Annotated in this window: 11 protein-coding genes and 1 pseudogene; 5 read left to right on the plus strand and 7 right to left on the minus strand. The window is 53.6% G+C overall.

The features are described from left to right. Nucleotides 1–76 precede the first annotated feature (76 nt). On the plus strand, nt 77–280 hold the full coding sequence (locus KTE_RS04740; protein ID WP_201379091.1) for a hypothetical protein: 204 nt from the start codon (nt 77–79) through the stop codon (nt 278–280). A 213-nt stretch (nt 281–493) separates the two neighbouring features. On the opposite strand, the gene zwf is transcribed toward KTE_RS04740, so the two are convergent. The 4 genes from zwf to KTE_RS04760 all read right to left on the minus strand — a co-directional run bounded on the left by zwf (nt 494) and on the right by KTE_RS04760 (nt 6,389). Then, nucleotides 494–2,098 (minus strand): glucose-6-phosphate dehydrogenase, encoded by a 1,605-nt coding sequence (gene zwf, locus KTE_RS04745; protein WP_201379094.1) that lies wholly within the window; start codon nt 2,096–2,098, stop codon nt 494–496. A 291-nt stretch (nt 2,099–2,389) separates the two neighbouring features. Continuing rightward, nucleotides 2,390–3,367, minus strand: coding sequence for a CidA/LrgA family protein (locus KTE_RS04750; RefSeq protein WP_201379096.1), 978 nt, complete (start codon nt 3,365–3,367; stop codon nt 2,390–2,392). Nucleotides 3,368–3,552: 185 nt separating this feature from the next. After that, nucleotides 3,553–4,632, minus strand: coding sequence for an alpha/beta hydrolase (locus KTE_RS04755; protein WP_201379097.1), 1,080 nt, complete (start codon nt 4,630–4,632; stop codon nt 3,553–3,555). A 218-nt stretch (nt 4,633–4,850) separates the two neighbouring features. After that, on the minus strand, nt 4,851–6,389 hold the full coding sequence (locus KTE_RS04760) for a phytoene desaturase (RefSeq protein WP_201379099.1): 1,539 nt from the start codon (nt 6,387–6,389) through the stop codon (nt 4,851–4,853). Between the two features lie 345 nt (nt 6,390–6,734). On the opposite strand from KTE_RS04760, the gene KTE_RS04765 reads away from it, so the two are divergent. Further along, nucleotides 6,735–6,908 (plus strand): hypothetical protein, encoded by a 174-nt coding sequence (locus tag KTE_RS04765; RefSeq protein ID WP_201371783.1) that lies wholly within the window; start codon nt 6,735–6,737, stop codon nt 6,906–6,908. 122 nt (nt 6,909–7,030) lie between these two features. Here KTE_RS04765 and KTE_RS04770 read toward each other — a convergent pair. Beyond that, a pseudogene (locus KTE_RS04770) lies at nt 7,031–8,605 on the minus strand (transposase). 482 nt (nt 8,606–9,087) lie between these two features. Next, entirely contained in the window at nt 9,088–9,531 is a 444-nt protein-coding gene (locus KTE_RS04775) for a transglycosylase SLT domain-containing protein (protein ID WP_201379105.1), read from the minus strand. A 522-nt stretch (nt 9,532–10,053) separates the two neighbouring features. On the opposite strand from KTE_RS04775, the gene KTE_RS04780 reads away from it, so the two are divergent. After that, nucleotides 10,054–11,448: a nicotinate phosphoribosyltransferase gene (locus tag KTE_RS04780; protein WP_201379106.1), complete on the plus strand. Its 1,395-nt coding sequence runs from the start codon at nt 10,054–10,056 to the stop codon at nt 11,446–11,448. Between the two features lie 179 nt (nt 11,449–11,627). After that, nucleotides 11,628–12,476 (plus strand): hypothetical protein, encoded by an 849-nt coding sequence (locus KTE_RS04785; protein WP_201379107.1) that lies wholly within the window; start codon nt 11,628–11,630, stop codon nt 12,474–12,476. 110 nt (nt 12,477–12,586) lie between these two features. Here KTE_RS04785 and KTE_RS04790 read toward each other — a convergent pair whose 3' ends face one another. After that, a complete protein-coding gene (locus tag KTE_RS04790) occupies nt 12,587–13,372 on the minus strand; it encodes a type II CAAX endopeptidase family protein (protein ID WP_201379108.1) in 786 nt (261 codons plus the stop codon). Nucleotides 13,373–13,716: 344 nt separating this feature from the next. On the opposite strand from KTE_RS04790, the gene KTE_RS04795 reads away from it, so the two are divergent. Continuing rightward, a complete protein-coding gene (locus KTE_RS04795; RefSeq protein ID WP_201379109.1) occupies nt 13,717–14,253 on the plus strand; it encodes a cysteine hydrolase family protein in 537 nt (178 codons plus the stop codon). Nucleotides 14,254–14,261 lie beyond the last annotated feature (8 nt).

Here is a 14,261-nt window from a genome sequence, read left to right on the forward strand (position 1 = left end):
AGTATACTACTACGTATTTCTCGAATACGAGTGTTAGAGTACACACACGAGTGTGTTAAGAAAGGAAACTTTCATCATGGCTAAACACGAGAACTTCAATAGCAAAGAAGAGCAGCGCAAACAGGAGAAAAAGCAGCAGCAACAGCAGCAGCAACAGCAGAACGGCAACCGTTCCGAGGGCCAGCAAGAGCTGAAGAATCGCCAGGGCAGCGCGCTCGAGATGGAGAAGCAGCAGCAGGAAAAGGGCGAGTTCGGCCGCAACCGCGACCGCGACCGCTAACATAACCTATTTCGGGTAGCACCGATTAAATTTCCTCATAAAGGAGAGAGGTCATGCCAGGCATGGCCTCTCTCCTTGCATTTATTTAGGGTAAGGGAATGTGCTAGTGGGCTGACGGAGCCAGCCCACTAGCACATTCCCTTACCCTATGCGACGCACCGCAGGTGCTATGATATGTAGACGCGTGCTTCAGCAGCGTCGTGCCACAGGCAACTAAGGGTTATCCCAAGAACGTCCATCGCGCTCAAGCAACTCATTCGCCTCAACAGGCCCCCAGGTTCCAGCGGTATAAGTATGCACTGTTGAGGGAGGTAACTGCTTCCAAACCTTAGTAATGCTATCGATAATACGCCAGGACGCCTCGATCTCGTCGCGACGAATGAAGAGCGTCGAGTCACCCAGAATACAGTCCGCGATCAGCCGCTCGTAGGCTTCAGGTGACTCAATACCGAAAGCCTGGTTATAAGAGAAGCTCATATCGACCGAACTTAGCTGGTTGGCCGCGCCAGGCACCTTGGCCCCAATCTTAAGCGCGATGCCTTCATCCGGCTGAATACGGATCGTCAAACGATTAGGCACCAGTCCCTTCGTCTCAGATGGCTTATATAGTTGATGCGGCACACGTTTGAACTGGATGGTCACCTCAGTGCTACGCTTGGGCAGACGCTTGCCCGTACGAATATAGAATGGTACATCCTCCCAGCGCCAGTTCTCAATAAAGAACTTGAGCGCCACAAAGGTCTCCGTCGTCGAGTCAGGCTTCACGCCCTGTTCTTCCTTGTAGCCCACAACGTGCTTGCCATCAACCTCGCCTGCCACGTACTGCGCGCGTACCACGTCCTGTTTGGCCTCGTCCGGTGTCAGAGGATTGATCGCGCGTAGCAGCTTGACCTTTTCATCGCGAATTGCCTCCGCATCAAAGGCCACTGGCGGCTCCATACCCGTCAGACACAGCACCTGCATAATATGGTTCTGCACGATATCCCTGATCGCGCCCTCACTCTCATAGAACTCGGCACGCGTGCCAATTCCCAGTGACTCGGCGACTGTGATCTGCACGTGGTCGATATAGCGCTGGTTCCAGAGTGGCTCAAAAATGCCGTTGGAGAAGCGGAACGCCAGGATGTTCTGCACCGTCTCCTTACCCATATAGTGATCGATGCGATAGATCTGGTTTTCACGGAAGACGCGGCCCAGGTCCCGGTTCAGCTTCTGCGCCGTTGCCAGGTCATGCCCAAAGGGCTTCTCAATAATAATCCTGGCCCAGGATTTGCCATGGTTATTGCTATGGTTCCCACGCTCGTCATGCCCATTCTCCGCGCCCTGACCCGCATGCGACAGGCCCACCGCGCCCAGTTGCGCGATAATCTGGCTATCCGTTTCGGGAGGCGTCGCCAGGTAGAAGAGACGATTGCCAGCCGTCCCCTGCTCGCGATCCAACTTCTCTAAGAGCTGCTTGAGCTTCTGATATCCCTGCGGATCTTCAAACGTCGACTGGCAGTAGAAGAGACGCGAGGCAAACTGCTTCTGCCCTTCCTCATCCAGGCGATCATCCTCAGGCATATAGGTGTTGATGGACTTCAGCGCCATCGCGCGCCACTGCTCATCATCCAGGGGACGGCGCGCAAAGGCCACAATACAGAAGCTCTGAGGGAGGGGATGATCATGCATCAAATGTGCCAGTGTTGGGAGCAACTTGCGCTGCGCCAGGTCGCCAGTCGCCCCAAATATGACAATTGCACAGGGCTGGGGCATATGCCCATCCTGCCAGATCTTATGTGGCTTCAATTTCTGCGAGGCTTCAGCCTGCTGAGTCATAACATATTCTCCTTCATTACAAAAACCTTCTCTCTATAGTACACGATAAAGACTCCTCAAAGGATAAAACGCTCGCTCCCCCCGCCAGTCGCGCCTGAATACCACGCAAAAACCCGGTCGCTTGATGAAGTTGGAGAGAATGCATAGGAAGTCGCGTCGAACTGCGACCTACCTAGAAAAAGATCTTCAGACTCATCCAGGCAACCGGGCTTATTTTGAGAGGGCTAACGCCGTAATCAAACGGGCCAACCTCTCGCCAGAACAACTATTCAATTGTGACTTTCATTCAGTTCAGGCTTTCACTCTCCGTTTATGTGGTGCTCCATGATAGATGATTTTTACCATCGAGACGGGGGTCGCAAACACAATCGCACAGACAACACAGATGACGATGGGCGCAATCAACGCCAGCGAGAGCAGAGGACTGGTATCGGCATGGAGAAGATGCAAACCACCAAACTGGAGCGCGACCAGCAGCAAGAGCATACCAATTGACGATACAATGGCTCGCATACGCCAGCGCGCCTGGAAACGCGCCTCAACCATCTGCTCTCGTAGCTCGGCCTGCTCGCGCGCCGAGTTCTGCAGCGCCAGCAACTTCTGCCGCTCGGCGTCTACTTGCTGGCGTTCGTGCTCAAGACACTCGTTCATACGTTGGATCTCACGCTTTAAGAAGAGAATTTCTACCAGGTTTTTGTCTTCCCGCTCTTTCGCGTGGCGCTGGAGCGTCTCAAGCACGCCTTCCAGCAAGGGCGGAGTCGTCTCTGGGGCAACTTCCAGCTCTTGTGTCACTTGCGCAATCTTCTCCTGCGCGAGTTGTGAGGCCGAGGCATCAAGCGTTTGTTGTAACTCCTGAAAACGCGTCGCAAGGGATTGGTGCTCACGCTGCAGGCTAGTATGCGCCTCCAATACCTCCTGCAATTGCTGCCCATGCGCGTCCATCTCCTGCTGGTGCGCGCTATGAATGACGGCGACATCGTGTTCATAGCGCGCATGAAGCAGAGTATACTCCTGGCGCGCCTGGTACAATTCCTCACGCACCGTCTCCAGCATCATTCGCAGATGTCGATTTTCTTCGCGCGTCTGTGTAAGTTGGCGGGGAGCACTACGTGGCGGGGGCGTCACTACATGAAGATTGGGTAGGGCATCGGTCGTTGGTTGATGACGTAACTGCTGCCGCTTCAAGCGCAGCGCACTCCGGCGATCGGGAACACGTACAATGCGCTCCAATTCGCCCGTGGTGGGTGTTATCTCATCAGGTGTCAGCATGTCTCTCCTTTAGAAGGGCACTTACCGGGTAATACATCAGCTATTAGACAACTTATGCGCGTTTCACCATAAAACATACTTTTATCCCTAAAAAGATTATGCACATAAAAACGCTTTTTTTGCAAGTGTTCAAGTGTTCCTGTCCAGGTACTCAGGCCTGATATTTTCGCTTGGCTAGCAACTATTTAGTTCTCGCCCTCATCATTACGGTGCTGCTCGGGAAAATCTGGTCCCAGCTGACGCTCTAGAAAATTCTTTAGGACACTATTGTACTGACGCGGATTATATCCATAGGCATCACAGTGCGATCCCCCCTCGACAAAGTAGGTCTCCAGGGGAACCTCGTAAATCTTGGCCTGGCTGGCGATCTGACGCGCGTGCGCAATGGGAATGAGCTGATCGCCTTCAGCATGAATCAAGAGGATAGGCACGGGGCGCCGACGATCCGAAGTCTGGGCATAGGTTTTCCAGCCCTGCCAGCGTTTAAAGCTAGCATCCGGACGCGCCACAAAAGTGAAGCCGAAGCGCAGGCGGAAGACAAGCACGCTCATGCCCACGGTCGCCCAGGCCAGCGGAGGCAGGAGGGAGCGCAACTGACCCACCAGGCGCGGCCAGCGTTTCCAGCGATTACTGGCCTCCAGCAGGCGGTACTGCACCAGCCTACGCATGACCTCGTCGGAGCGCGCATAGGGACTATCGGCGATGATGGCACAGACATCGGGATGTGGAGGAGTCAGCAGAGCCACGGAGGCTCCCATCGAGAAGCCATGGATGATGATACGCCCTGGCAACGTCTCCGGCTGACTACATGCTACAATCAAAGCGGCTTCGAGATCACGCACCTCAACATTTCCCCCACTCGTGGAAGCCCCTTCACTGCCTCCATGCCCGCGAAAATCAAAGGCCATCACATTATAGCCACGCGCATACTCTAAGGTAGCTACGGAGCGCAGGTGCGCCCGCGATATACGATATCCATGACAGAGGACGACTGTGGGAGCTGGACACGGCTGTGCCCAGAAGTCACCGCTAAGCAGTTTGCCATCGACGGTTTTGAAGAGTAGGGATCGTTGCAACGAGGGATCAGGATCAGAGGCAGGTTGAGGCGTGGTCCAGGTGAAACCGGACTCATCCAGAACCAGGTGCGGTCGAGAAAACTCCTCTACGATATAATTCGCAATAAACGCCAGACCACTAGTAACTGTCAAGCCCAGGATGCCGGTACCGGTCGCGACACCCAATGCCCAGCGACGCTGCTCAGACATGGCTGCCCTCCTTCTAGGTGACCACGGAATGCATGGCACGTGTCCTTAAGCACGCACAACATGCGCTCCAATGACGCTTATTTACCTGCATACACGCTTTTCCACCCTAAGCTGGTGGCTCCTCGGCGGCCAAGGCCTGCCTCATCGTGAGGCACACCCTTGCCGCATACAGGTAAATAGCTTGCCACTCAATTATGTGAGCGAACCGCCTGTCTCTCCTATGTACGCGCCTGTAACACGTTTTTCCTTCCTCCACTTACTTCCCCTAAATTAACTTTCCCTTTTTGGCCATCCTGACCAATCATATCTGCTACTATTTTACCTGAACTCATGACTCCAGGTAAACCCGCACCGGGGTGAGTTCCTGCACCCACAAAGTAAAGATTGGCAATATCCTCACTCACATTATGCGGGCGGAACCAGGCCGACTGTGTCAGAATCGGCTCAACCGAGAAGGCGCTGCCCAGATGGCTGTTCAATGTATTCTGAAAATGCAACGGATCGATATAGTGCTCGCTCACAATATGCTTCGAGAGATCCGGCAGGTAGCGCTCCTCCAGGTAGTGAATGATCGAGTCCCGATAGGGCTTCGCCATCTGTGTCCAATCGATCCCACTGCCCAGGTGTGGTACCGGAGAGAGCACATACCAGCAATCACAGCCCTCGGGGGCCATCGAGGAATCGGTCGCTGTAGGACGATGCAGATAGAGCGAGAAATCTTTCGCCAGGACCTTGCGCTTGAAGATATCATCCAGCAAACTTTTATAACGCGGTCCCATCAGGATTTCGTGGTGCGCGACATCCTCATACTTGCGATCCGTACCAAAGTAGATCACAAAGAGCGACATCGAGTATTGCATCTTCTTGATCCGGCTATCGGTATACTTGCGCCGGGCCTTCGCAGGCACGAGATTCAGGTAAGAATAAGCCACATCGGCATTACAGACCACGCTATCCCCAGCAATATACTCTCCCGACTTGAGCACAACGCCACTCGTCAGGCCAGTGCGCTCGTCCACCCGGATCTGCCCGACCTCCTGGTTGAGATGCAACGTGCCTCCCATATCCTCAAACAGCTTGACCAGGCCCTTGACCAGTGCCCCGGTACCACCCTGAGCGTACCAGATGCCAAACTTGCGCTCCAACGTATGGATCAGCGCATAGATAGAGGTGCTCTCAAAGGGATTGCCCCCAATCAAGAGAGGATGAAAGCTAAAGACCTGGCGTAAGCGCTCATCCTTCATATACTGGTTCACCAGGCCCGCAACCGACTTATAAGCCTGCAAGCGCACCAGGTCCGGTACCACCTTCGCCATTGAAGACACTGTTGTAAAGGGCTGGTCAATTAATTCAAAGCCCCTCTCATAAATCTGCTCCGTATCGTGGGCGAAACGCAGATAGCCATCCACATCATCGGAATTAAAGCGTCGGATCTCATTTAAGATATGCTCACGATCACCAGCATAATGAAAGACAGAACCATCTTCAAAGCGAATATTATAAAAAGGATTGATCGACATTAAATTGACATAGTCCGCCGTCTCTTTGCCACAGAGCGTGAAGAGATCGTGAATCAGCCAGGGAGCCGTAATAATGGTTGGTCCCCCATCAAAAGTAAAGCCATCTTGCTCATATACATAGGCGCACCCACCTGGCTTATCGCGCTTCTCAAGAATGATCACTTCATGTCCCTGAGCCTGCAAACGAATCGCGGCGGTCAAACCACCAAAGCCACTACCAATAACAACAATCTTCATGGGTCTGCCCCTTACCTTTTCCTCTATGTAACGCAACAATATTGTGAGCGCCAAAAAGCTACAGCTATCTCCAGTATGCCCCTCACACAACAACCTGCCAGCAATGCGTTTATCAAGCCAGCCAGGCTCATCCACACATTGACATAGACGGGAAAAGTTAAGAAAAAGGGTAACAGGCAAACAAAACCGGGTGAAGCTATATCCTCTAGCATCACGTATTAAACTTAACGCTCGCCCTGTCAGATCAACAGAGACACAAAATATTTCGTCTACTGACTATGCTAAAGAAAAGGTCTTATCATCATTTATCAATGTAGCAACACAGCATGGTAGAAGGATACGCTTATGCAAGAGCATCACACCAACATGATTTTGCGCCTGGGCTGGCTTATCCTCTGGAGTATTGGCGCGCTCTTACTATTTCTCCTGGTCGCACGCATCCTGCCGCCTCTTGGCTATATGCAAATCCTGGCAGCCCTCGGCATGATCGCCACCGGCATCATCCTACTCCTAGCCTGAGAACATATAGACATCATCAGCGCATGAGGTGCTTCAACTTGGGATGGACTTGCCCCATCCTTCTCCTCATACCTGATAGACTGAGACCTCCCCGGCGCATGAATGCGCGGGGGTCCTGTTGCTCACCCAACGCTTCCGCTCTCCCTTTCGGGGGAGAACGGCTCTTGGTGGGGATAGGCAGGACGTTCGAGCCGACGCGCTCTGGCACGGGCAGCTTTGCCAGAAGCCACCACGCCCATGCTTCGGGGCAAGACATGCCCTTCATTCGCACGTTGGTGCAGATCCTCCATCACGGCTCGCAGGCGCGGCTCCGCACCTTCCCAGTCCGACTGGGTGACAGAGGGGATGATCTGTTCTGCTTGCAGGTGAGCCAGCAAGAAGGCCGAGTACAGATCGCGTTGCACCGGTCCACAGCCGCAGGGACAGTGATGCCAGCGCTGCGATCTGGGCTTCTTGACGTAGGCTCCGCAGCCATGACAATATTGACTCAATTTGGTCTTGAAGGCAGAGACTTCGCTCAGGGTGCCGCCAGTTTTTGCAACTATGCGGGCCAGATGCGCTACAAACATCCCTGGAGCGCGAAGTCCGATGCTTCTCCCATACTGCTTTTGCCAGGCCACAAACGAGGTTTTTTCGAGGGCAATCGTGTGACCCACCTTGACGATGTCGTTGGCAAGCTTGCCATGCAGACTCTTGCGGTGGGCGGCCAGGTTTCTCTCCGCAGTGGCATGCTGCCTACGTGTGTGCTTGTACCCCTGACTCTCTTTCCACCGCAAGCGCTTCTTGCCATGTTTCTTGATGCGTCCCAACTCATCATAGTGCTCTGGATTGTTCGCGCGGCGTTGCCGCTCCATTTGGCGCTGGAGGCGTCGCTTCTTGCGGGCATTGGGGACGAGTTGCTCACAGAAGGTCACCAGCTGGGCTTTCCCCTCACACGGGACGATGGCGAGCGTCTGGGGGCCGATATCGAGGCCAATAGTCTCCGAGCCAATCTTCTCATGCGTTTTCTTGACGAAGGCGTGCCCCTCTAAGATGAGTTGCACGCTATAGCGGTTGCCTGACGCGTCGGCTCCCTGAGCCTGTGGACTGGGAGCTTTGCGACGCAGCAAGCGCACATACTTGATCGTGTGACGCAACCCATGCTGGATCACCGGGTCACACCAGTCGATGATGGCAGGGACGACCTGCTGATTTCAGATGAGAAACCCACCATCCCCAGCGTTGGGGTGGAGGACGAAGCGCAACCCCACGTCGTTGCGCTTGCCCTCCACGCTATCGATGCCACGTCCTTTGCTGCGAAAACGCACCCGTTTGGCTTTGCCGAGACAGACGCGATTGACGGCTTGATAGGCTCGCGTGGCCAGAGTTTGCGCCATGGTGGCATCAATGTGGTCCGCAAGCCAACAGACGCGGGCCGTTTTGGCGAAGGCATGCAGCTCGTATTCGGAAAAGTGATGCTTCTTGCGCAGCTGCGAGAAGGCCTGTGCTCGTTCCTCTCGCCCAGAGCGAGGGATGGCGCGTGCACGCGCCCAGGCGGGGTCATTCCTCATCTGCTGGAGCCGTGCGTTGCCTTCAGAGAGCAGCGCATTATACAGACAGCGTGCGGCTTCCAGATGCGCACGCAGCTGTCGTTCACTGCTCCAATCAACCTGGAGGGGCAATTCGAGGAGAAATGTCGGCGTCTTGGCTCGCTTCATCTGGGCTGATTGACCTTCCTTTGATGCTATGAGCATATTCTATAGCAAAAAAGCGGTATGTCAAGAGGGGAGGAAAACGATGAGGAAGAATGAGCATCATAAGCGGCTCCCTCCCATCCCAGCCTCCCAAAAAGCGTGATGCCCTTGCGAGCACCAGCACGGATGAAACAGGGTTGTATTCCCATGAGTAGACGAGAGGGGTAGACTAGCCAATGGAAAGACTCTCATCAGAGAACGGTTTCTTCCATAAGGCTACGAGCTTGACCAAAAAGGAAGAGCGATTCATCCCCGGCATCAATGACCGGGGCTTTCTCGCCCGGTTTTCTGTAAGGGAGTATGGTGGCGGCGTGGCAGAGCCACGCCGCCACCATACTCCCTTACTCTGCGAGCCACGCAGTGGCGAGAAGTCACTTCTACAAAAGCAAACATCCCACCTGATATTTCATCAGGTGGGATGTTGCGTATACGCTATTCTTTATTGATTAGGGCTGGCACTGCCACTCGTACCAGCTGTAGCCGTCGCGCTGGAAGATGTGGTAAGCGGCCTTGATGTTGGCGTAGGCATCATAAGGTGAGCTACCAGCCATAGGCGTCCCATTCCAGGTGCTTGGGTAGAGGATCTGGAAGACACCTGCCGCGTGGCTATTGCCAATCGCCTGCGAGTTGGTCGCACTCGGATTAAAGTGCGACTCACAACGGGCGATGTTGATCGCCTGGTTGGCGTGAGGGCCAAAGACCTGGCGAATCATCGAAACGACATCTGCATTGGCATTAGCCGTGTGAACTTTAGCAGAGGCTGTCCGCGCACCCAAACCAAGCATGGCGGTCATCATCATAACACCAAACAGTGTCGCCATTCCAAGCTTCAGCAGCAAGCTCTTTATGTTCTTAGGCTGTTTGGATGTCTGGATAGTATGCTCTTTCACGTATGCTCCTTTTACCTTTTACAAAATCAGTCAAAAATCAGTGATTGTATCTCATTAGTGGTACATCGCTTGTGTCCTGGCACAAACGTTTGTGGGTGACTTTATATGTCTCATGTCACCGCGTCTTGACACTAAAGATATACGGCTATCATTTCCCAGACTTGAGAAAACATAGTACCCCCAGGCTATAGCAAGCAATTGACAAAAGTATCTAAATATTATTTAACAATACTTTAGAAGCACTAAAACTAGGACCCCATAAGACTTGAAGGCACATAAAAAGCAATAACGACTCCTTATAAAGCAGAGAAGGATAGTACCAGAGTAGTACCAGTGGGGGTACGCAAGCCTCAACTCCCCTCATAAGAGTAGGGTCATGCGGGTGTCTATGTCGGACACATGCCCGACATAGACACCCGCATGACCCTTTAACAGACATTGACTTGCTTAAATATGGTAAGATGTACACTAACTTGGCAGAAGCATAATTTTGCAGAGGGCATTGCCTGAAGAGGTTTGTTTATGAATCGTCGCGCACCCAACTACCATCCAGGATTAATGAGTGATATGTATCATCCAGATTCAGCATATGTTTCGTGGCGCACCGGCTATAATGGACTCACAACCTTCGATCTCTATACCCGTACAGCACCCTTCGGTGGTACCTATATGCTGGTTGCAGGTCTGGAGGCCGCGCTTGAGTTTGTGCAGGCCTTCCGCTACAGCGACAAAGAACTGGAGTTCCTTGCGCGCATCCGCGACTACGATGCCTCATTCCTCGATGAACTGGCGCAGACACGCTTTACAGGTGAAATCCTGGCCTTACCAGAGGGCTCTATCGCCTTTCCTAACGAACCTATTATGCGCGTGACGGCTCCCTTCCGCGAGGCTATATTGCTGGAGGCCGGGCTGCTACAGGCCATAGGGCTTTCAACTCTGATCGCCACTAAGGCTTCGCGCATTGTCTATGCCGCTGAAAAAGATCGTACACGCCGCGTGGCCGAGTTCGCCTTCCGCCGCGCTCAGGAGCCTATGACGGTGGCGCGTGCCTCCTACATTGGTGGCTGTGCCAGCACCTCACTGCTCAATGCCGCCTATGAGTATCGCCTACCCGCGACAGGAACCGTGCCTCACGCCTTGATTGAAATGTTCCCGACCGAGGAAGAATCCTTCTACGCCATTGCTGAGGCCTATAATCGCTATACGCTGCTCCTGGATACCTATGATGCACGTGCGGCGATCCATAAAGCCATTGAGGTCGCGCTACGCACGCAAGAGACGATGGGGCATACCCTGGCCGCAGTCCGCCTGGATAGTGGCGATCTCGCCTCTGATAGTATCTATATCCGCGAACAGCTCGACAAGGCCGGACTACACAGCGTACGCATCCTTGCCAGTGGTGACCTGGACGAGTGGAAGATCAGTGAACTACTCGAGGCCGGAGCGACTATAGATTCCTTTGGCATCGGGACCACTCTGGGCTATGGCGCGGGCTCCGTTGAGCGTGGCATCGCCGGTGGCTCGCTTGGGACCGTCTATAAAGAGGTCTGGTACGTCGACGAGTCAGGGACCGAATATCCCAAAATGAAGATCGCAGGCGCCAAAAGTACCTGGCCAGGCAAGAAAGAGATTTATCGCCACCCCAACTGGGAAGAGGATGTTATTCAGCTTTCCCATGAACCACATCCAGAGGGCTACCAACGCCTGCTGCGCCCCGTGGTGCGCAACGGCGAAATTATTCCCGGTAGCCTCCCCCCACTCTCAGAGATCCGCGAGCTGGCCCAGCAAAATCTGGAGGCGCTTCCTGCCAGATATCGCACCCTCGCACCAGAGCAATCCTATCCTGTACGCTTCAGCAATGGTCTGCAATCACTCCGCAAACAGGCTGCACGCTTGATTGGTGTCGACCTCGATTAGGACTATTGTCCGCCATTGCCGCGAAAATAAATACCTGTGATCTTGTGCATAGCGCCGCATCTCTCGCGTCGCGCGCAAGATCACTCTTTTATGGGAAGAAAAAATGTACCCGAATATGCTGCCCAAACGTTAGAAACAACAGAGCTACAAAAACTGAGAGGTAAGGTTAAACATTTAGGATGCCAGAACGTATCGCCACCCCCATTGAACAAGCTATCCATACGCCCATGCTTGCTCCCGAGCTTGAAGAGCTCAAGCAGCCTGAAACACCCATTAAAGCGCTTCCAGAGAAAGAGGTTATTATCTGGACGCCGCGCTTTATAGTGACTTTCGCGCTACTGGCGGTCATCTGGCTGAGTGCTGGCAGCCTGATAGCTCAGGGCCTGCAAAATCACCTGCCCTTCCTATCTCCCAACAGCAAGATCCTCCTCGTCGAGACCGCATTCGTCTTTGGGGGCTGGATTACCCTTCTCTTTACCTCGCGCAACACCTGGCTACGCCTGGGAAGCATCTGTGGAGGCGCCTGGGGAGTGCTCTCGCTCCTTAACTTTGCGCTGCGGACCTTCACCCCCCACCTGGATGATGCCCTCATCGCCTACTTTACAACCGCGCCCTCTATTGTGCTGCTGGGCACCTATGCCTGCCTCTCCATCCATCGCACCCCCATCAAACGCTGGGACAGCTATTTTGTCGCCCTGCTTCCTCTCGTCGGCGCCCTGGTCGTGCTGGGCCTCTATTTTTTCAGCCCTCTCGATGCGCGCTCTCTGGAGAACATCGAGAGCTGGATGGGCATCACGGCACGCTGCCTGGGTATCGCCATCTGGTGGCTACGCCCCTCTTGCTGGAAAACGCAAACCAGCCCCACCATCCTGTTTGGGCTTGCCTCGCTCCTCTCACTCCTCTTCAGCATCCCCAAGCTCATTACAGGTGCTGACAGCGTCTTCCTCCCCCAGGTAGCGATGCTCTGCTTCTTCCTGGCCCTCTGCCGCCTCATCCAGGGCGAACTCCGCCACCAAAAGTACGCATAAGCGCCACAAATTTCTCAACCCTCAAACGAGTCAGGGTGTGATGGTGTGGCTGGCAGAGCCAGCCACACCATCACACCCTGACCAGCGAGCCATGTAGTGGCGAGAAGTCCCTAAACATTGATAACGTGGGTTAGCGCCAACACAATCAGCAGCGAACTATAGGCATTATTGAGCGTATGCAAAAGAATTCCTGGCCAGATGGAACGCATGCGACAGCGCAAATAGCCAAGAATCAAGCCAATCACCAGCAGGACCACAAACGAACCGGGATCAAAGTGCGCAAGGGCAAAGACAACCGCGCTGATAATAATCGCCCAACCATTGGACATGCTCCGGCGCAAGCCGCCGAGTAAGAGGCCACGGAAGAAGATCTCCTCGCAAATGGGCGCCACAAGCACACCAGCCGCCAGCGTGGCATATGTAGTAAGCGGATCGATCCTCCCTTTCTCAAAAATGTACTGGTCATTGGTCTGGATCGGCAAGTGAAAGGTCGTGATTACGGCCTGATATACAAAGTTTGCCAGGTAGATTAGAAAGAAGAAACCAATGATAGCGACACAAGCATGCCAGACATGGAAACGCCTGAACCCCAGCCCTTCCAGGGCGACCCGCCAATGCGATTTCCCTTCAGCAGGCCGGGTTGTACGCCAGGCTATAAGCAATGGTCCCGCTATGAAGACGCCCTCAACCAGGGTAGCCAGGACAAGGATCAGGAAGGCTTTGAGCGGGTTATTGGTGATGGAGGCCGTACTTGCGGTATAACTGGAATAGATGACGGCGGAGACAAGCCAGAGGATGGCGGTAAGCACCACACCCAACATAACATCATTAAGCGTCCAGGGCGCGATGTCACGCTCCTCTTGCCTTATAGCTGAAGCCTCCTTTTGCGGAGGCATAGCAGAAATATTTGGATCAGACTTCGGTTCAAACAACGGTAGCTCCGGTTCTAACAGCGTCTAGAAACGCCGCTTGCCTTGTAATACACTGCAATCCTGCACCAAGGGATGGTTGACTCAAGTGACTTCAGACAGCCAGGTGAGCGCGCTATGCCATTCTATAGATAGTACGATTAAGCCTTGAGAGAGGATACGCTTTTCAGGACGAAATTGTTCAGCTTCCCACTTTTCCCATTTCAAAAAAATTGGTGAATAAGGACATATTTTATCCTGAAGGGAGGGTATGCTCTAGAGAGTACTTTATAATGGTTGTCTCGAATAGTTTATACCACAAGGAAACTGCTATGGCTGCACAGACTGCTCTCCTGTTGATTGATGTCCAAAATGGCCTGTTTGATGAGGCATATGAAGAAGAGGCTGCGGTCTTACATATTCTCGTCGAGTTGCTTGAACGGGCACGCAATCAGCAGGTCCCGATCCTCTATATCCAGCATGGTGGTGGATCTGGGCATCCATTAGAACCCGGTACTCCAGGCTGGCAGATTCATCCCCTGGTTGCTCCTCATTCTGAGGACATTATCGTCCACAAGAGTGCCTCCGATGCCTTTTATGAGAGTTCACTGCACGACACACTTCAATCACTTGGGGTCACACGCCTGGTGGTGACTGGCGCCCAAACAGAATATTGTGTCGATGCCACCTGCCGCCGCGCCGCCTCCCTCAACTACGATGTGTACCTGGTAGCCGATGGTCATACCACTAGCGACAATGGTAAGTTGACCACCGCTCAGATTGTCGCCCACCACAATCATCTTCTCGCACAGCTTGCCCATCCCACCCATCCTATCAGAGTGCTCCCTACAACAAACATTACTTTCTAGCGCCATAT

The organism is Ktedonobacter sp. SOSP1-85 (assembly GCF_016587415.1).
GTDB lineage: Bacteria > Chloroflexota > Ktedonobacteria > Ktedonobacterales > Ktedonobacteraceae > Ktedonobacter.

Coding starts and splice junctions, on each gene's coding strand:
- KTE_RS04740 (WP_201379091.1), top strand. CDS start 77: ATGGCTAAACACGAGAACTTCAATAGCAAAGAAGAGCAGCGCAAACAG.
- zwf (WP_201379094.1), bottom strand. CDS start 2,098: ATGACTCAGCAGGCTGAAGCCTCGCAGAAATTGAAGCCACATAAGATC.
- KTE_RS04750 (WP_201379096.1), bottom strand. CDS start 3,367: ATGCTGACACCTGATGAGATAACACCCACCACGGGCGAATTGGAGCGC.
- KTE_RS04755 (WP_201379097.1), bottom strand. CDS start 4,632: ATGTCTGAGCAGCGTCGCTGGGCATTGGGTGTCGCGACCGGTACCGGC.
- KTE_RS04760 (WP_201379099.1), bottom strand. CDS start 6,389: ATGAAGATTGTTGTTATTGGTAGTGGCTTTGGTGGTTTGACCGCCGCG.
- KTE_RS04765 (WP_201371783.1), top strand. CDS start 6,735: ATGCAAGAGCATCACACCAACATGATTTTGCGCCTGGGCTGGCTTATC.
- KTE_RS04780 (WP_201379106.1), top strand. CDS start 10,054: ATGAATCGTCGCGCACCCAACTACCATCCAGGATTAATGAGTGATATG.
- KTE_RS04785 (WP_201379107.1), top strand. CDS start 11,628: ATGCCAGAACGTATCGCCACCCCCATTGAACAAGCTATCCATACGCCC.
- KTE_RS04790 (WP_201379108.1), bottom strand. CDS start 13,372: ATGCCTCCGCAAAAGGAGGCTTCAGCTATAAGGCAAGAGGAGCGTGAC.
- KTE_RS04795 (WP_201379109.1), top strand. CDS start 13,717: ATGGCTGCACAGACTGCTCTCCTGTTGATTGATGTCCAAAATGGCCTG.